The 17,095-nt window shown below is 62.4% G+C and carries 18 protein-coding genes and 1 pseudogene; 8 read left to right on the forward strand and 11 right to left on the reverse strand.

Annotation, left to right across the window (positions count from 1 at the left end):
• Nucleotides 1-57 precede the first annotated feature (57 nt).
• The gene (locus ACYG97_RS15465; protein ID WP_023683780.1) at nt 58-414 is read left to right on the forward strand and encodes an ArsR/SmtB family transcription factor; all 357 of its coding nucleotides are present in this window, start codon (nt 58-60) and stop codon (nt 412-414) included.
• Nucleotides 415-437: 23 nt separating this feature from the next.
• Here ACYG97_RS15465 and ACYG97_RS15470 read toward each other — a convergent pair whose 3' ends face one another.
• Entirely contained in the window at nt 438-908 is a 471-nt protein-coding gene (locus ACYG97_RS15470; RefSeq protein WP_023733303.1) for a nucleoside deaminase, read from the reverse strand.
• 179 nt (nt 909-1,087) lie between these two features.
• Here ACYG97_RS15470 and ACYG97_RS15475 point away from each other — a divergent pair, with 179 nt between their 5' ends.
• From ACYG97_RS15475 to carB, 3 genes are all read left to right on the forward strand, one after another.
• Nucleotides 1,088-1,864 carry a metallophosphoesterase family protein gene (locus tag ACYG97_RS15475; protein ID WP_023705854.1) on the forward strand — a complete coding sequence of 259 codons (777 nt, stop codon included), beginning with the start codon at nt 1,088-1,090 and terminating at the stop codon, nt 1,862-1,864.
• A 246-nt stretch (nt 1,865-2,110) separates the two neighbouring features.
• The gene (locus ACYG97_RS15480; protein WP_245260778.1) at nt 2,111-3,163 is read left to right on the forward strand and encodes an SH3 domain-containing protein; all 1,053 of its coding nucleotides are present in this window, start codon (nt 2,111-2,113) and stop codon (nt 3,161-3,163) included.
• A 235-nt stretch (nt 3,164-3,398) separates the two neighbouring features.
• Complete coding sequence (carB, locus tag ACYG97_RS15485; RefSeq protein ID WP_023733305.1) at nt 3,399-6,902, forward strand: carbamoyl-phosphate synthase large subunit; 3,504 nt, start codon at nt 3,399-3,401, stop codon at nt 6,900-6,902.
• Nucleotides 6,903-6,929: 27 nt separating this feature from the next.
• Here carB and ACYG97_RS15490 read toward each other — a convergent pair whose 3' ends face one another.
• From ACYG97_RS15490 to ACYG97_RS15510, 5 genes and pseudogenes are all read right to left on the reverse strand, one after another.
• Nucleotides 6,930-7,670, reverse strand: coding sequence for a thymidylate synthase (locus ACYG97_RS15490; RefSeq protein ID WP_156937172.1), 741 nt, complete (start codon nt 7,668-7,670; stop codon nt 6,930-6,932).
• Nucleotides 7,636-8,340 (reverse strand): hypothetical protein, encoded by a 705-nt coding sequence (locus ACYG97_RS15495; protein WP_023733306.1) that lies wholly within the window; start codon nt 8,338-8,340, stop codon nt 7,636-7,638. Before ACYG97_RS15495 ends, ACYG97_RS15490 begins: the two co-directional genes overlap by 35 nt.
• 382 nt (nt 8,341-8,722) lie before the next feature.
• Entirely contained in the window at nt 8,723-9,115 is a 393-nt protein-coding gene (locus tag ACYG97_RS15500) for a Rid family hydrolase (RefSeq protein WP_023683775.1), read from the reverse strand.
• 238 nt (nt 9,116-9,353) lie between these two features.
• Nucleotides 9,354-9,817 (reverse strand): annotated as a pseudogene (locus tag ACYG97_RS15505) (cupin domain-containing protein).
• Nucleotides 9,818-10,117: 300 nt separating this feature from the next.
• The gene (locus tag ACYG97_RS15510) at nt 10,118-10,669 is read right to left on the reverse strand and encodes a DUF4142 domain-containing protein (protein ID WP_023733307.1); all 552 of its coding nucleotides are present in this window, start codon (nt 10,667-10,669) and stop codon (nt 10,118-10,120) included.
• A 325-nt stretch (nt 10,670-10,994) separates the two neighbouring features.
• Here ACYG97_RS15510 and ACYG97_RS15515 point away from each other — a divergent pair, with 325 nt between their 5' ends.
• A complete protein-coding gene (locus ACYG97_RS15515) occupies nt 10,995-11,333 on the forward strand; it encodes a hypothetical protein (RefSeq protein WP_023733308.1) in 339 nt (112 codons plus the stop codon).
• Between the two features lie 287 nt (nt 11,334-11,620).
• Here the strand turns inward: ACYG97_RS15515 and ACYG97_RS15520 are convergent, their stop codons facing one another.
• Complete coding sequence (locus ACYG97_RS15520; protein WP_023733309.1) at nt 11,621-12,109, reverse strand: GNAT family N-acetyltransferase; 489 nt, start codon at nt 12,107-12,109, stop codon at nt 11,621-11,623.
• A gap of 5 nt (nt 12,110-12,114) precedes the next feature.
• Nucleotides 12,115-13,044, reverse strand: coding sequence for a lytic transglycosylase domain-containing protein (locus ACYG97_RS15525; RefSeq protein ID WP_023733310.1), 930 nt, complete (start codon nt 13,042-13,044; stop codon nt 12,115-12,117).
• A gap of 177 nt (nt 13,045-13,221) precedes the next feature.
• Between ACYG97_RS15525 and ACYG97_RS15530 the strand changes: the two genes are divergently transcribed.
• Nucleotides 13,222-13,803, forward strand: coding sequence for a methylated-DNA--[protein]-cysteine S-methyltransferase (locus tag ACYG97_RS15530; protein ID WP_023711185.1), 582 nt, complete (start codon nt 13,222-13,224; stop codon nt 13,801-13,803).
• A gap of 162 nt (nt 13,804-13,965) precedes the next feature.
• On the opposite strand, the gene ACYG97_RS15535 is transcribed toward ACYG97_RS15530, so the two are convergent.
• Nucleotides 13,966-14,292 (reverse strand): hypothetical protein, encoded by a 327-nt coding sequence (locus ACYG97_RS15535; RefSeq protein WP_023689728.1) that lies wholly within the window; start codon nt 14,290-14,292, stop codon nt 13,966-13,968.
• Nucleotides 14,293-14,590: 298 nt separating this feature from the next.
• Here ACYG97_RS15535 and ACYG97_RS15540 point away from each other — a divergent pair, with 298 nt between their 5' ends.
• Both ACYG97_RS15540 and ACYG97_RS15545 read left to right on the forward strand, forming a co-directional pair.
• Nucleotides 14,591-14,803: a cold-shock protein gene (locus tag ACYG97_RS15540; protein WP_015316174.1), complete on the forward strand. Its 213-nt coding sequence runs from the start codon at nt 14,591-14,593 to the stop codon at nt 14,801-14,803.
• A gap of 230 nt (nt 14,804-15,033) precedes the next feature.
• Entirely contained in the window at nt 15,034-15,234 is a 201-nt protein-coding gene (locus ACYG97_RS15545; protein ID WP_023671961.1) for a hypothetical protein, read from the forward strand.
• A 100-nt stretch (nt 15,235-15,334) separates the two neighbouring features.
• On the opposite strand, the gene ACYG97_RS15550 is transcribed toward ACYG97_RS15545, so the two are convergent.
• Together ACYG97_RS15550 and ACYG97_RS15555 are read right to left on the reverse strand one after the other, a co-directional pair.
• Nucleotides 15,335-16,195, reverse strand: a complete 861-nt coding sequence (locus tag ACYG97_RS15550) for an EAL domain-containing protein (protein ID WP_023733311.1) — start codon at nt 16,193-16,195, stop codon at nt 15,335-15,337.
• Entirely contained in the window at nt 16,192-17,091 is a 900-nt protein-coding gene (locus ACYG97_RS15555; RefSeq protein WP_023733312.1) for an EAL domain-containing protein, read from the reverse strand. The genes ACYG97_RS15550 and ACYG97_RS15555 overlap by 4 nt, the downstream gene beginning before the upstream one ends.
• Nucleotides 17,092-17,095 lie beyond the last annotated feature (4 nt).

Below are 17,095 nucleotides of genomic sequence, written 5' to 3' on the forward strand. Positions count from 1 at the left end.
ATGCCCGCGAAAGATCGACGCGTTGAAATCGCCACCGACTGTGCTTAGTTTCGGGCCATGACTTTGCCGCACCCCAATACAGACCAGATCAGCCTGCCGGTTGTGCTCGGCGTGCTTGGCGACCCGACCCGGCTCGCCATCGTGCGCTATCTCGCCAGCAAGGAAGGCGTGCCGCTGAACTGCAGCCGGTTCCTCGACCTCGGCTCCAAGACCAATCTCAGCTATCACCTGGCCAAACTGCGCGAGGCCGGCGTCACCCGCGCCGAAGTGGCCGGCACCAACCGGATGATCACGCTGCGCCGCGCCGACCTCGACGCCCGCTTCCCCGGCCTGCTCGACAGCGTGATTGCGGCGGCCGGAGATGACCCGGCTCTACCCATCGTCGGCGGCCACGACATCGAAATGCCGGCGTAGCTGGTGCCGAAGTCAGGCCGCTCCTAGCGCTGCCAAAAACCGATATGCGGGGCGAGGAGCTCCTCGTCCATCTCGGGGAAAGGGCCGTGGACATCGACCGGCTTCTGCCCGGAGCCGAGGACTGTGCGCGACGAGAGGTTCATCGTCGGATTCTCGGCGTGGTTGCCAGTCAGCGCGAGAAGCTTGGTCTCCTCGAAGCCGTAGACCAGCCGGCCGATATTGGCCCAGTACAGCGTTCCCGTGCACATCGCACAGGGCTCGCCGGTTGTGACCAGCGTGCAGGACCAGAGGAATTCCGGCGGATAGGCGTCCGCGGCACGCCGGGAGAGCTCGGTTTCGGCGTGGCGCACGGTGTTGATGTTTCCTTGCCGCATCAGGATGCGATCGTCGGGGCCGACGAGCACGCAGCCGAAAGGATGGTGCCCATGCGCGGCAGTCTCGCGCGCGACGTCATTGGCGGCGCGGAGGTGGGCAACCATCTGGTCGCGGGTCATCGCCTGGTCCCTCCCCAGATGAACTCTGGAACGGCGTGGACGCTAGCAGATGGAGTGCTTCCGCGATAGCCAGCTCCCGGCTGTCTCGAACGATCTCAAAGGCTTGATAATGAAGGCAGCGCCTTGATAGGAAGACGGGCCGCAAGCCTCCAACGGGGCTGCACCAAGGAGCCCGCCGCATGCGCATTGCCGTTCTCGCCGACATCCATGGCAATGTGCTGGCGCTGGATGCCGTGCTCGCCGATCTGGCGCGGCGCGGCGGCGCCGATCTAACCGTCAACCTGGGCGACTGCGTCTCCGGTCCGCTTTGGCCGCGCGAGACGTTCGAGCGGCTCGAAGCGCTCGACCTGCCGACTGTGCGCGGCAACCATGACCGCCGCGTCGCCGTCGATCCGGCCGACGATACGATGTGGGCTTCTGACCGGTACGCCCAGGAGCGGCTGACGGAGACGCAGCGCGAGGCGCTGTTCGCCCTGCCTTTCACGCTGGAGATTGTTCCCGGCGTGGTCGCTTTCCATGCGCGGCCCGACCATGACGAGAAATACCTGCTCGACGCGATCGTCGATGGCCAACTGGTGCGCGCGCCGCTTGCCGCTATTCAGCGGCGGTTGCAGGCGCTGGACCCGGCCTGCCGCATCGTGCTGTGCGGCCACAGCCACCGCGCGGAACTGGTCCGTATCCCCGGCGGCCCCTTGCTCTTCAATCCCGGCAGCGTCGGCGCCCCCGCCTATGAAGATGACACGCCCCCGGCGCATGTTTCGGAGCAAGGCAGCCCGCATGCGCGCTACGGCATCCTCACCTTGGATGGCGATGGTCCAGACCGTTTCGAGACCATCGCCGTCGACTACGACCACGAAGCGGCGGCGAGACAGGCCGCACAGGCGGGCCGACCGGAATGGGCGCATGCGCTGAGGACCGGCTTCATGCCCAAACCCTCTTGGCAAGGCTCCGCTTGACCGTGGCTGCGCCCTGCTTCCGCCTCGCGGCACCAAACATCGGACGCATTTTCAGACTTACATGGCCGCGTATCGTCCCTTATAAAACCGCCTTGGCATACGGCAGGACTGCTGCCGCAAGGGTAATCGGCGCACGGCCAAATGATGAGGCGCACAATCCGAACCATTTTGCATCGACTGACTGGCGCTCCGCTCCTGCGGGCAGCCCGGTTGTTGGCGGGTCCGTTGGTGGTGGGCCCGTTGTTGGTGAGCTTGCCGGCCAATGCCGAGGACGCGCCTGCCGACATCGTTTCCATAGTGACCGAGCTCGGCCCAGGCGATCTCCTCAACATCCGCGCCACGCCGTCGCCGGTCGGCAGAACCCAGGCGCGTCTGCCGATCGGCTCGAGCGTCAGGAATTTCGGCTGCAACGAAGTGGACGGCCACCGCTGGTGCAAGGTCGAGGAGATTGACAATCCACTGGTCAAAGGCTGGGCGCCCGCGCGCTATCTTATCCCCGACAATCCGACCGTGGTCGAAGTTGACGCCGCGCCGCCCCAGGTGACCGCCAGCGCTGAAGCCGGCGGCCCGACGCTCGCGCCCGACATGTCGACGCAGCCGGCCGACGTGGCCGCAGCGCCCCGGACGACTGCACCTGCCGCCTCTGCCGCTCCGGCTGCACCCACTCAGGCTCTACCCACCCCGGCTGCACCCGCGCCGGCTCCACTCGACCTGACGGAGCGCCTTGGCGGCACGAATCCAGGCGCGCCGAAGTCCGCCGCCGAGATCGGCAGGACCGCCATGCAGGATGCTTACGGCCTTGCCTTCGCAGCGAATGAAAGTCCGCCGACGGATGAAATCCCTGCCACAGAGGCTCCGGCAACGGAGGCCACAGGGACGCCGGAACTCGCCGCCGCCGCGTCTGCGGGAGCAGCGCCGGATACAGCGTCCGCGCCGGGGGTACTATCCCCGACGCCACGGCCAGACCAGGCCAAAGCTGCGACCGCTACGCAAACCATTGCACGGCTGGAACCCCCGCCCGCCCTCGGCGCCACCGCCGAGATCCCCTGCGCCCGCTATGTCGGACAACCGATGACCCGCTGCGCCGTCAACATCGTCCACAATGGCGCCGACAAGGCAGACATCACCGTGACCTGGCCCGATGGCGGCACCCGCGTCATCTCCTTCTCTGCCGGCATGCCGGCCAACTCGGATTTGGGCAAGGACTTCCGCTTCACAAGGGAAGGCAGCCTCAACATGATCCGCGTCGGGGTATCCGAGCGGTTTGAGATTACGGATCAGCTCGCGCTGGGGGATTAGGTGTCAGGCAGTAGGGAATGGGCAATAGGCGCCTTAACCTTGCTCCTGCCTAATCCCCACTGCCTGATCCCTACTGCCTGATCCCTACTGCCTAGCCTCATTTTCGGGGTTACATCTCCCAAAACTCTTCCCTATAAGGCCCTCCTAGCCTGATACCAGAATCGCAAGCACAACCGGCCGGGTCTTCCCGTCCCGGTTTTTCGTGCAAGCCGCTCGCCGAACGGAACTCACAACGATGCCAAGACGCACCGACATCAAGTCGATCCTGATCATCGGGGCCGGCCCCATCGTCATCGGCCAGGCCTGCGAGTTCGATTATTCCGGCACACAGGCCTGCAAGGCGCTGAAGGAGGAGGGCTTTCGCGTCATCCTGGTCAATTCCAACCCGGCCACTATCATGACCGATCCGGAACTGGCCGACGCCACCTATATCGAGCCGATCACGCCTGAAGTCGTCGCCAAGATCATCGCCAAGGAGCGGCCCGACGCGCTGCTGCCAACCATGGGCGGCCAGACCGCGCTCAACACCGCTCTGTCGCTCCGCCGCATGGGCGTGCTGGAGCGGTACAATGTCGAGATGATCGGCGCCGACGCCACGGCCATCGACAAGGCCGAGGATCGCGCGCTGTTTCGCGAGGCGATGAAGAAGATCGGCCTGGAAACGCCGAAGTCGATGCTGGCCAATGCCACCGATGTCAAGAATGCCGACCGCAAGACGCACGAGGCCGAGCGCGCCGCCGTCAAGGCCGAGGCGCCTGCCGACCTCGATGCCGCGCTCGACGCGCTGGAAACCCGCTGGAACCTCGGCGAAGGCGACCGCAAGCAGCGCTACATCAGCCATGGCATGGCGATTGCCGCCCAGGCGCTCGACCATGTCGGCCTGCCCGCCATCATCCGCCCGTCCTTCACCATGGGCGGCACCGGCGGCGGCATCGCCTACAACCGCGCCGAATTCTACGACATCGTCCAGTCCGGCCTCGACGCCTCGCCGACCACCGAAGTGCTGATCGAGGAAAGCGTGCTCGGCTGGAAGGAGTATGAGATGGAGGTCGTCCGCGACAAGGCGGACAATTGCATCATCGTCTGCTCGATCGAGAACATCGACCCGATGGGCGTACACACCGGTGACTCGATTACCGTTGCCCCCGCGCTGACCTTGACCGACAAGGAATACCAGATGATGCGCAACGCCTCGATCGCGGTGCTGCGCGAGATCGGCGTCGAGACCGGCGGCTCCAACGTGCAGTTCGCCGTCAACCCGGCCGATGGCCGCCTCGTCGTCATCGAGATGAACCCGCGAGTCTCGCGCTCGTCGGCGCTGGCGTCCAAGGCGACCGGGTTCCCCATCGCCAAGATCGCGGCCAAGCTCGCTGTCGGCTACACGCTGGACGAGCTGGAGAACGACATCACCGGCGGCGCCACACCCGCCTCCTTCGAGCCAAGCATCGATTACGTCGTCACAAAAATCCCGCGCTTTGCCTTCGAGAAATTTCCCGGCGCAGAGCCGGTGCTGACCACCGCCATGAAGTCGGTCGGCGAAGTCATGGCCATCGGCCGCACCTTCCAGGAGTCCCTGCAGAAGGCTTTGCGTGGACTGGAAACCGGCCTGACCGGCCTCGACGAGATCGAAATCCCCGGCCTCGGCCACGGTGCCGTAGCTGCCAACCACGCCGACGACCGCAACGCCATCCGCGCCGCGCTCGGCACGCCGACGCCCGACCGGCTGCGCATGGTGGCGCAGGCGATCCGCATGGGCACCTCGCTCGAAGACGTGCACGCCATGTGCAAGATCGACCCGTGGTTCCTCGAACAGATCGCCGGCATCGTTTCCATGGAAGCCCGCATCCGCGAGCACGGCATTCCGCAAGACGCCGTCAATCTGCGCATGCTGAAGGCGATGGGCTTCTCCGATGCCCGCCTCGCCTCGCTGACGAAGAACGACGCCGAAGTGATTGCGAAGATTCGTGAAAAGCTCGACGTTCATCCGGTTTATAAGCGCATCGACACGTGCGCCGCCGAGTTCGCCTCGCCCACCGCCTACATGTACTCGACCTATGAAGTGCCCTTCGCCGGCGCGCTGGCCAATGAAGCGCAAGTGTCGTCGCGAAAAAAAGTCGTCATCCTCGGCGGCGGTCCCAATCGCATCGGCCAGGGCATCGAGTTCGACTATTGCTGCTGCCATGCCGCCTTCGCACTGCGCGACGCCGGCTATGAAGCGATCATGATCAACTGCAACCCGGAGACGGTGTCGACCGACTACGATACCTCCGACCGGCTCTATTTCGAGCCGCTGACGGCGGAGGACGTGCTGGAGATCCTGCGCGCCGAACAGGCCTCGGGCGAACTGGTCGGCGTCATCGTCCAGTTCGGCGGCCAGACGCCGCTGAAGCTGGCCGATGCGCTGGAGAAGGCCGGCATCCCGATCCTGGGCACGTCACCCGACATGATCGATCTCGCCGAAGACCGCGACCGTTTCCAGAAGCTGTTGCACAAGCTGAACCTCAGCCAGCCGAAGAACGGCATCGCCTATTCGGTCGAGCAGGCGCGTCTCGTCGCCGGCGAGCTCGGTTTCCCGCTGGTGGTGCGTCCCTCCTATGTGCTCGGCGGCCGCGCCATGCAGATCATCCATGACGAGGGCATGCTGCAGAGCTACCTGCTCGACACCGTGCCCGGCCTGGTGCCGGAGGACATCAAGCAGAAATACCCCAACGACAAGACCGGCCAGATCAACACGCTGCTGGGCAAGAACCCGCTGCTGTTCGACACCTATCTCTCCGGCGCCATCGAGGTCGATGTCGACTGCCTCTGCGACGGCAAGTCGACCTTCGTCTCAGGCATTCTGGAGCACATCGAGGAGGCCGGCATCCACTCCGGCGACAGCGCTTGTTCGCTGCCGGTGCATTCGCTGCCTTCCGATCTGGTCGACGAGCTGGAGCGACAGACGGCGGCGCTTGCCCGCGCGCTCAATGTCGGCGGGTTGATGAACGTGCAGTATGCGATCAAGGACGGCACGGTCTATGTGCTGGAGGTCAATCCGCGGGCATCGCGCACCGTGCCCTTCGTCGCCAAGACCATCGGGCGTCCGATTGCGAAAATCGCCGCACGCATCATGGCCGGCGAGAAGCTGGAAGACGCCTTCGCCCATTACGGCGCCATGCCCGACCCGCGCAACCCCGGCCACATCGCGGTCAAGGAAGCCGTCTTCCCCTTCGCCCGCTTCCCCGGCGTCGACATATTGCTCGGCCCGGAAATGCGCTCGACCGGCGAGGTCATGGGCCTCGACCGCGACTTTGCGCTCGCCTTCGCCAAGAGCCAGTTAGGGGCCGGCGTCGACCTGCCGCGCTCCGGCACGCTGTTCGTCTCCGTGCGCGACGAGGACAAGGCCGGCATCCTGCCGGCGGTCAAGCGTCTGGCCGGCCAGGGCTTCAAGGTGCTGGCGACATCCGGCACCGCCCGCTTCCTCGCCGAAAACGGCGTCGACGCCCAGAAGATCAACAAGGTGCTGGAGGGCCGCCCCCACATCGAAGACGCCATCCGCAACCGCCAGGTCCAGATCGTGTTCAACACCACGGATGGCCAGAAGGCGGTGTCGGACTCGAAGTCACTGCGGCGGGCAACGCTGATGCAGAAGGTGCCGTACTATACGACGCTGTCGGGGGCGGCGGCTGTGGCTGAGGCGATTGCGGCGCTGAAGGCGGGGAGCCTGGAGGTGAGGCCACTGCAGGAGTATTTTGCGTAGGGCATCGCCGAATGCCAGCTAGTGGTTCTAACAACGTGCCAGAAATTCCTTCGTACTATCTATAACCTCAACCAAGTTCTGGATTGGGGTTATCTCCCAGGTCTGAATGAACGCTCGCGAGAGAAACAGGTTCAACGGGCCTGGTTGTGTCGTCGGCGGCAGCTTTGAACCATCTGCTTCTTTAGCTTTTCTAAGAATGGAAAATTGTATCTGACGAAGATAGTATATGTCATTGTAAAGAAAGTTTAATATATCGCAAGATCGAAACATGACGTTCAGCGACAACTTTCCGTCTCTATATTTAAAATCTCCGCTTGTAGGACAAGGGACGTAGCCAGGCCATCTTTTATTGTATAAGTCAGAAGGCCTAAAGAAAGTAAAAACGTGGGTACTAGCACGCGGAAACGCTGAGACTTCGCTTACTATTTTATCGATTTGGTTGATGGCATTTAGCGGGACAGGTCTAGAAGCTGTGTCGGGAAAATTTTCTAGCCGGCTGCGATAGCTAGGTTTGCTAACTCGATTCTTTTCCGAGGTATAGACACGAGCCGTTCTTTCGATCGCCTTTAGTCCCCGAATACCAAGCAACTCGCCGTACTCATAGCGTCGCTCAGCGAAATATGTGAAATTTTCCGGTGAATATGGTATAAATATAACTAGAGGGCTTATCTCTAGCGATCTTTTAACCCGCTTGCCTTGTAAAAAAACTTCGGAGATCGCCCTGCAACAGGCATCAGTTTCCGATTTTGACGTTATTGCGTAAGTCATTAATTATTTCTTTTGCGGGTGAACACATCAGAACCGCCAACGCCAAACCGAAGAAAAACATCGACGTGACGGTTCCCTTTTTTGTGACACTATACATCTTCTTCAGATTGGTTTGCCGATAATTCTGCAGAAGGTACAAAATGAATACCTGCTGGAGATCTTCTTTTAGCATGACTTCACGATCTAAAGATCCGGAAATAGCTTTCAAGAAATTTCTAAAATTTCTCCGAACATCTTCAACCGCCGCCTCCTTGTCGTCGTGCCCGAACAGATCGTCGAGATCGTCTATAACATCGCCGGAAACCGTATACCTGTAGTACCAGCTTTTGATGTCAGCGGCTTTTCTATGGGGATGATTTTTCTCAGAAACGTGAGTGTACATCACGATCAGGCGGCACGCCGTAATTCCGAGTACTATCAAGCCCAAGCCAAGAAAGAGAACAAAATATCTAGATCCTCCAACCGAATTAACTATCGCAGCCGCAGCAGCAATAAATGATAGCATGCCTAGAGCGGCTTGAAACAACTTACCACGCTGATCTTCATACCAATCGTGGCGCCCAACGGCGTACTCGATCATACGATACGCTCTATCTTGCAAATCGCCGTTTTCGCCAAGTTCGTATTCGGCAGCGACCTCCGATAATTTCTTGCGAATTTGGGGCTGCATAGTTGGCCTTTGGTGCGAGCGTATGGATGAGTCTCACCGTCGATTAGAGCATATAACGCGCTACTACATCCACGTGTTGTTATCGACCCACGGCAACGAATCCGAAAATAAGACTTTCAGAATAGCCCCTCACCCCTGCTCCGGATACGGCATCCCATGCTTTGTGCAGGAACCACCAGCCGACTAGGCTTATCATGTCGATGTCGGAGCAAGTGATGACATCGTCGGGGTCGCGCGAACCGACCTCCAGATAGCGCGTCCTCATCGACGAGCGGTTGATCATGTGGTGGCCGTTGCCGCTGTTTCCGGCGAAGGCGGCGGTAGCTTGCCTCGAGCAGCGTCTCACCGCTGTCTTGGACCAGTCTCAACTCGACAGGGAAGCTCACGCCACCGCCACACACTCGATCTCGATATCGAACTCCATCGGCCACGACGCCACCGGCACGAAACTCCGCGCCGGCGGGTTCGTGGAAAAGTACCTGGCATAGACCCGGTTGATGGCGTTGTAGAAGCCGGAATTGACGGCGTAGATGCGCACCATCACCACATTGTCCAGCGAGGTGCCGGCCGCTTCCAGGCAATGCTTCAGCGCCTTCAGCGACGCCTCGGTCTGGGTTTCGATGTCGCCGCGCACCATCTCGCCGGTCACCATGTCCACCGGCGGCGTCGCCGAGATGAACACGAAGCCATTGGCCCTCACCGCCGTCGAGCAGGGCAGCCCGAGCGCCCGCACCTTGGCCGACATGACGGGCACTTCGATGACTTCTTTTTTCACGGTGATGCTCCCTTTGTTTGCCAAGCTGGCGCCAAGGCCCCCTCACCCAGCCTCCGCTTCGCTCGGCTGACCTCTCCCCGAGGGGAGAGGAGCCGGTCAGCGCCAGCGCTTCCCTCTTCTCCCCAGCGGGGAGAAGGTGGCCGCGAAGCGGTCGGATGAGGGGGCCGGCGCCACCTTTAATCGTGAGGAACTTATCCCCCCACCCAGCGAACACCAGCGCCGAAGCATGGTCCAGCCCTCACCCCTGCCCCGGATACAGCGTCCCGTCCTTGTGCAGAAACCTGCCATCCGAACTCGGGCTCATCATGTCGATGTCGGAGCAAGTGATGAGATCATCCGGATTGCGCGAGCCGACCTCGAGATAGCGCGCCGTTGTGGACGAGCGGTTGATCATGTGGTGGCCGTTGCCACTGTTCTTGGCAAAGGTCGCGCAGTCGCCGGCCTTGAGCAGCGTCTCGCCGCCATCCTCGACCAGCACCAGTTCGCCTTCCAGCACATAGACGAGCTCGTCCTCATGGCTGTGCCAGTGCCGCTGGCTCGACCAGCCGCCTGATGGCAATGTCATCAGGTTGACGCCGAAATCGGTGAGGCCGCCGGCATCGCCGAGGCGGTGGCGTGTGCGCTCGGCGCAAGGGGCGTCGAAGGGTGCGGGTAGCCGGAGCCCTTGCGGACAGGCACGGTGGACAGGTCGAGCTTGGGCATGGGAGCTCCATTGAATTGGTGGCGGCAGTGTATGTCACTGCCGGCGCAGCCACAGAGCCACTTTGCCGCGTTGCCTTGCCAACGGCAGGCATCGGCCGTCGCACTCTACGGCGCCCCCTCTGTCCTGCCGGACATTTCCCCCACAAGCAGGGAGATTGGCTGTCGCCTCAGCCTTCGCCAATTTTCACCGTCGGTAGAAAAGCACGGCGCCGACGCTGCTGATCTCCCCACTCGTGGGGGAGATGTCCGGCAGGACAGAGGGGGCGCCGTAGAATGCTATTGCTGGCCAGTCACCAACCCTCAACCCTGATGCGCGGCCGCGAGTTCCTTCACGTGCTTCTCGTGCATCTGCAGCGTCGGCAGCGTCTTCTTGGCGAATTCCTTCATCGCCGGGTCGTCGCCCGAGTTGGCATAGGTGCTGAACAGGGCAACGGCCTCCTTGTGCGCGTCCGTCTGCATCTGGATGTACTTGGCGTCAAAATCCTTGCCGCTTGTGCTCTTCAACTCGTCGAGCATTGCCTGCTCCTTCGGCTGCAGGGCCGGTCCCGCGGCTTTGGTCGAACCGGTGGTCTGGCCCTGGCTCAGCGCCGCCTTGAACTCCTTGCCGGCTTTGGTGTGGTCCTTGACCATCTGCTTGGCGAATTTCCTGACGTCAGCCGCCTTGGATTTCTCCTCGGCGAGCTTGCTCGACTGGATTTCGAATTCGTTGGAGCTAGGCACGGTCTTGACGAAGGTTGGGGTATCGACCTTGCTGGCGGCCATGGCAGGCGCGACCGCAGTCGAGTTGGCCGCAAAGGCGGCAGGGGCACCGGCGAACAAGGCGACGGCGGCAATGGTGAGAAGCGTTTTCATCTGAGGTCTCCGATTTGAAAATTTCCCTCGGCTAATCAAACGCGGCATTGGCGGCAGGGTTGCGTCCGGAGAACTATTCGTCAGCGACCATCTGCCGAAGAGCCGTCCCGAGCCCCTGGCGGACAAACCTCAGGACAGCACGCCTCGCCATATTGCAGCTGTTCGTTCCAGTTCGGCCGACCCTCAGGCGTGAAATCCATAAGGTTCCACAGGATCTCGCAGATGCCGATGGCGCGCTGATCCTAATGGACGGCGCTGCATTGGGAGCCGGTTGCACTTCCCTGTATTGCGTCTGCAGGTTAGATTTCCGGAGCTGGGGAGACACATGCAAGAGGATGAAGAGATCGATCTGCGCTGCCCGCAAGTGGTGGCCGACAATGCCGCCAAGGGGTTGAGGCTGCGAAGAGAATTCGGCCGGGGCGGCACCGAGATCGGCGTGGCGCGGGCGACGGAACTCAAGAACCGCGAAAAGCTGGCGCCATCCACTATCCGCCGCATGGTCAGCTACTTCGCCCGCCACGAGGTCGACAAGCGCGGCAAGAATTACGGCAATGAAGACAATCCATCGGCCGGCCATATCGCCTGGCTGCTGTGGGGCGGCGACGAGGGCCGCGCCTGGGCGCTTGACCTCAAAAAGAAGATCGGCAATGCGCCCGATATCTGAGGGCTGCCGTAAAACGACTGGCGGGCCCCAAACCCCCGCCTGGGACCCGCCAAGGAGTGGCTGAACACATGCCGGTGCAGCCCCTCCACATCTGCCAGTCGTCGATCCGCCATCGGTCGAAAGGCATGGATGGTGAGGTAGCATCCGGTTGCGGCGGCCTATGTGAAGCAGTTCACAATCCGAAGGATTTCAACAGCGCTCGAGCAATTCCAGGAAAAGTGGGAACCGGTTTTCCCGGGAAAAGCGCGTAGCGTTTTCCCCAGGGAATTGCGGCAAGAAAAAAGCCCTTACCCTTCCCAGGCGACAGGCACCATTCCCAGCCGCTCGTAGAGCCTGAGCGCGGCGGCGTTCTCGACCGTGTTGGTCTTGAGGTCGACATGGGCCGCGCCTCGATCGCGAAAGGCGTTGAAAGCCTGCCACATCAGCGCTTCGCCAATGCCTTTGCCGCGCGCTTCGGGATGGACCGCGAGGTCCTTGACGAAGGCCCTGGTCCAGCACAGCGCTGCCGCCGCCAGCCGTCCCTTGGCGTCGATGACCAGGAAACACAGCGCCGGGTCGAATTCGGCATCGCTGGATATGCGCGGCCACCATTCGTCGAACGGGCCGTCGGTGCCGTCGTCGAACACCTCGCTCAAAAGCGCATGCAAGGGCTGCGCGTCACCATGTTCGAAGCAGCGCATGGTAAAGCCGGCCGGCCAGTGCGGTGCAACGAGCGTCTCGTCGAGGATTTTGCGCAGCCGGATGTCGTTTGGAGCCGGCGGGCGCGGTTCAGGCATCGCGCTCAGGCGTCGGGCTGCAGCCGGCGGCGCTTGCGGTCGACACCGAGGCCGGTGGCCTCGAGCAGGCCTTTGCGCTTGGCGTCGAAATAATAGCCGGTCTGGTAGAGCCAATCGGCCTTCTTGGCGTTGCCACCCGCCACCAGCCAGGCGCCACGCAGATATTTGACCGCGTATTTCAGATTGGTTTCGGCGTCGAACAAGCCCTTGGCCGGCCCGTCATAGCCCATGCCGCGCGCCGTCGCGTGCTTGATCTGCATCAGCCCCCAATGGCCGTTGTTGTAAGCCTTGGGATTGTAGGTGCTTTCGCGGTTGACGACGTGGCGCACCAGATCGACCGGCACCTCGTAGAGAGCAGCGTATTTCTGGATCAGCCGGTCGACGTCGCCGCGCATGCCGGTCGCATGCTCTTCTTCCGGGAGACCGAGCGGCGCGGCGGGGAACTGGCCCAAGGAAGCCGGGTTCTGCGGCACGACATAGGCTACCTGCTGCACGCCGGGCATGGCGTTCTGGCCGCCCTTGGCGGTCGCCGGCATGACAAGGCTGGCGGTCGTATATTGCGCCGCGACCGGCTGTCCGGCGTTGGCGGGCGCAGGTGCCTGCCAGGCATTGGCGGCCATCACCGCAGGCACGGCCGGGGCCGTGGGCGTCGCGCCGGCAAAGGCCGCGGTCGCGGCAACCGGCTGCGCAGCGGCATCGAGCGCTGGCGTGGCCGGCGTCGCTTCGGCCGCCTGAACGGGTGTTATGCCCGAGGATTGCGGCAGCACCGAAACCGTATCGGGCAGCGGCACGGTAAAGCCGGCATCGCTGCCGGCAGCGGTCGCGGTTTCGGTCAGCGCAGGCGTGGCCTTCATCTGCGAGGTCGATTGGCAGCCGCTGAGGGCAGCTGCGCCGACGATCACAGAGATCGCGAAAAGGTTGAATTTTGCTGGCAAGCCGCGCGGGTCCGATTTGTCGGTTGTTAAGAAGTCCTTACACCAGCGATTCCTGGTGGGCAATCGGGACCATCTGGTGGTTTTCGGGTGGCGAGAGCCGGGCTCAGATGCCATATTGTTCTGCATATGTACCGGTCGGTATCCCGGTTTTCGCCGCTTTGCGGAAAGGAGCGCATCATGGAAACGGCATCTTCGATCACAGCCGGCCACGCAGTGTTAGAAACAGTGATCGGCTTCATGGGCATCGCCTGGAGCGAAAAGGGCCTGATCCGGCTCTGCCTGCCCGAAAGGAGCCGCGAAGCAGTGGAGCGCCGGCTGATGCGGCATGCCGGTGTTGCCGCCAATACGACTGCGAACATTGGGCAGCCGCAATGGGTGGTCGAGCTGATCGCCTCGATCAAGGCGTATGCGTCAGGCGAGGACGTCGATTTCTCCGGTGTGCCGGTCGATCTCGACGACGTCGACGACTTCCGTCTCGCCATCTACGACGCGGCGCGGAAACTGCATTACGGCGAAACCACCACCTATGGCGAACTGGCCAAGCGCGCCGGCCAAGCCGGCCTGCCGCGCGAAACCGGGGCAGCGCTGGGCGCCAACCCGGTGCCGCTGGTCATCCCCTGCCATCGGATACTAGCCGCGGGCGGCAAGATCGGCGGCTTCTCGGCGCCCGGCGGCTCGGCCACCAAGGAAAAGATGCTGGCCATGGAAGGCGTGCGCGTCGGCCCGCCGCCGGCGGCGCAGGTCTCGTTCGGGTTCTAAGAGCTTGAATGGTATGCCGGCTGGGTATGTTGAGATTCAGGTCAGGCCGCACCGAGAACTATGGTCTTCGAGAACCGGAGCGGAGCGTACTTAATGTACGTGGGCGCCGGAAGCGCAGAAGACCATCGTTCGCAGGCCGGCCTCACCTGAATATCAATATGCCTAATGACGGCGCAGGAAGCGGCGGTGAAAATGGTCGTTCTCGATCCGCTTGCAGAGATAGACCGGGCAGGATTCGGTATCGGCGCTCGGCACATAGGCGCGCTTCCTGACCTCGCCGACATTGCAGAATTGCTGGCTCTGCACATAGCGGTCGAAGAGCGGCAGCCCCGGCACGCGCCTGGACTGATAGCGCAGGATGACCGCGCCCTGGCGGGCGATCGTGCCTTGCACCCTGTCGCAGCTCATACGAGTGGGGTCGTAGCGCGAGATCGCCTGCGCCTCGGCGGCCGCCAGCGTCAGGCAGGCGGCAAGCAGAATGGTTTTCACAACCGTTTTCATGACAGTCTCCCAAAACCGGACTAACGCCGTCGGGCGTCCCGATCTTCCCGATTGCTCGACGCTTTCATGCGATTGGGGCGGCCTTTGGGCGGCGCCACCGCAACGCCATTTTTCGAGCCATCTTGTTTTTGGTGCGAAACCCGCCTATATCAGCTCCATTGATATTTCGGCCGATCGATCCGGGCCTCGCGATCTTCGCGTTTGCTGACGTCTATCTCCAAAATCTCGATACAAACCGGCTGAACCTCGGTTCGGTCAAACCAAAGCAAATGCGAGGACTATTCATATGGCAACTGGTACGGTCAAGTGGTTCAATGCCACCAAGGGCTTCGGCTTCATTCAGCCTGATTCGGGCGGTGCGGACGTTTTCGTTCACATCTCCGCTGTCGAGCGCGCTGGACTGTCGACCCTGGTCGAAGGCCAGAAAATCAACTTCGAGATCGAGCAGGACCGCCGCACAGGCAAGTCGTCCGCTGGTTCTCTGAGCAAGGCAGCCTGATTTTGCGATAGCGCGCGCCGGACGAGAGTTCGGGGCGCGCGGCAAGTCACGGATGTACTGACGGTCGCGCGAGAAGCGCGCTGGAGCAGAAAGACCCGACAAGCTGGATCAGCAGATAGCTGCCGGCCCGGACTTAAAGCTCCGATCAGGCTACCGAAAATGGGAAGGCGGGATTTATCCCGCCTTTTTGTTTATCTGGAATTGGACGATGGCCATGCTAGTTTCGCCCCATGACCAAGCTCGAACAGATTGAAAGATCCATCGCAGCCCTGAACACCAAAGAACTAAAGGCCTTTACCAAATGGTTCGCAGCGTATCAGGCAGAGGTGTGGGATATGCAGATCGAGGCGGACGCCAAGGCTGGCCGGCTGGATAAGTTTGCCGAGCAGGCTTTGGCTGAACTTCACGCGGGCCGAGTTCGCCCTCTTTGAATGCGCGCTACGGCCGAAGGCCGCAAGCCCAACCGGGCATCGCGCCCGTTGGCGTCCGGTCCGGAACGAGCCGCGAAGCGGCGGCAAGCGCGAGTACAAATCAGCGCCGCAGATGCAGCGGCACCACCTTGTTGTCGGCGCCAAGCAGCGCCTCGATCGACAGCGGCTCCCGGTTGAAGATCGTGCCGGCCAGCGCCGGGCGGCCGAGATGGAACCCCTGTAGCAGGTCGACGCCGCCATCCAGCGCGACGCGCAGATGCACGGATTGCTCGATGCCTTCGACCAGCACCTTGGCGCCGCGATCGTGTAGCGACGAGACGAGCGGCCGGAAGAAGCGCTCGGCGGCAGTGTGGCGGCAGAATTCGGCGAACCAGCCGCCGTCGATCTTCACGATATCCGGCTGGAGCAGGCTCATCCGCTCCGCGGTCGAGTGGCCGGTGCCGAAATCGTCGATGGCGATGCGGATGCCGTGGCGCCGCATCTCGCGCACCAGCGGGGCCAGCACATTATCGTCGGCCGCCTGTTCGGTGATCTCGCAGACCAGCATGGCGGCATGCAGGTCGAGATCGCCGAGATGCCGCGTCATCAGCCGGATCTCGGCCAGCGCCCGCCCGAGATGATCGTTGATCATCGGGTTGTAATTGAAGAACAGGTCGAGCCCGTCGACGCCGATGTTGCGGAAGTTTTTCAGATGCAGCATCCGGCACATCGTCTCGACAAACAGGCGGTCGCCCGGCGCAACACTGTCGAAGAACATGGCCGGTGCAACCGGCATGGAAGCGCGCTGCGGTTCGATCAGCGCCTCGACGGCAACCACGGCCAACGCGCCGCCGCGTGGCGCAAAGATCGGCTGGTAGGCGCTCTTCAGCCGGAACGCGCCGTAGACGCCGTATTCGATGCCGACCTCGTCGGCAAAGATCGCTTCGCCGATATCGCGACGCCTCTCGCGCTGCCCGGTCATGGCCCGGTCCTGCGCCCGAACACCCTGCCCGGCCGCGCCGGAGGCGCTGCAGTCGGGCCGGCAGGCGTCTTGCCAGGCTCGGCCGCCGCGACAGACGGCTGCCCATCCTTGCCGAAAGCGCGAAAGCTGGTCGGCGCCAGTTCCGGCTTCGCCAGCACGAAGCCCTGCACCATCGATGCGCCGGATTTCTCGGCCAATTCAAGCTGCCAGCCTTCCTCGATGCCTTCGAACACGGTGCGGATGCCCTGTAGTTCGAAGTTCGTCACCATGGCAGTCAGCAGGGCAAAGCCGGCCCCCGATTCCATGAGTTGCGTGATCCAGTGCGCATCGAATTTGACGATGTCGGGCTTGAGCTCCTTGATGCGGCTGATGTCGGATTCATCGGCGCCGTAATCGTCGACGGCAATGCGAAAGCCATTGGCCCGCAGCGCCTCGACAAAGCTGTAGAGCGTTTCCTGCGACGCCGACTTCTGCTCGGTCACCTCGCACACGATGCGGCGCGGATCGATCCCGGCTTCGTGCAGCACCAGCCGCATGTCGCGCAGCGCGTTATCGGCGATGGAGCGCTCGGTAAACACCGACGGATCGAAATTGACGAAGATCGAAGCCTCTTGCGGCAGGCAGGCGCCGGCATTGAGCAAATGCAGCGTGCGCGTCAGCGCCTCGATATGCAGGCGGTCGCCGGCCGGACAGGTGCGGAAGAAGTTCATCGGCGATTGCGGCTCGCCGTCACGAAACGGCCGGATCAGCCCCTCGAACGCTGCGATCGAGAGCTTGCCGTCCTTGAAGGCGAAGATCGGCTGAAAGGCGCTCTGCAGCGTGTAGGGACCCCAGACACCTGAAGCGGTGCCGTCATCGTGACGGATGATGTGGGCAAGCCCGGTGCTGCGCGACAAGGGT

This window comes from Mesorhizobium sp. W067, from assembly GCF_054719525.1.

Coding starts and splice junctions, on each gene's coding strand:
- ACYG97_RS15465 (WP_023683780.1), top strand. CDS start 58: ATGACTTTGCCGCACCCCAATACAGACCAGATCAGCCTGCCGGTTGTG.
- ACYG97_RS15470 (WP_023733303.1), bottom strand. CDS start 908: ATGACCCGCGACCAGATGGTTGCCCACCTCCGCGCCGCCAATGACGTC.
- ACYG97_RS15475 (WP_023705854.1), top strand. CDS start 1,088: ATGCGCATTGCCGTTCTCGCCGACATCCATGGCAATGTGCTGGCGCTG.
- carB (WP_023733305.1), top strand. CDS start 3,399: ATGCCAAGACGCACCGACATCAAGTCGATCCTGATCATCGGGGCCGGC.
- ACYG97_RS15490 (WP_156937172.1), bottom strand. CDS start 7,670: ATGACTTACGCAATAACGTCAAAATCGGAAACTGATGCCTGTTGCAGG.
- ACYG97_RS15495 (WP_023733306.1), bottom strand. CDS start 8,340: ATGCAGCCCCAAATTCGCAAGAAATTATCGGAGGTCGCTGCCGAATAC.
- ACYG97_RS15510 (WP_023733307.1), bottom strand. CDS start 10,669: ATGAAAACGCTTCTCACCATTGCCGCCGTCGCCTTGTTCGCCGGTGCC.
- ACYG97_RS15515 (WP_023733308.1), top strand. CDS start 10,995: ATGCAAGAGGATGAAGAGATCGATCTGCGCTGCCCGCAAGTGGTGGCC.
- ACYG97_RS15520 (WP_023733309.1), bottom strand. CDS start 12,109: ATGCCTGAACCGCGCCCGCCGGCTCCAAACGACATCCGGCTGCGCAAA.
- ACYG97_RS15530 (WP_023711185.1), top strand. CDS start 13,222: ATGGAAACGGCATCTTCGATCACAGCCGGCCACGCAGTGTTAGAAACA.
- ACYG97_RS15540 (WP_015316174.1), top strand. CDS start 14,591: ATGGCAACTGGTACGGTCAAGTGGTTCAATGCCACCAAGGGCTTCGGC.
- ACYG97_RS15545 (WP_023671961.1), top strand. CDS start 15,034: ATGACCAAGCTCGAACAGATTGAAAGATCCATCGCAGCCCTGAACACC.
- ACYG97_RS15550 (WP_023733311.1), bottom strand. CDS start 16,195: ATGACCGGGCAGCGCGAGAGGCGTCGCGATATCGGCGAAGCGATCTTT.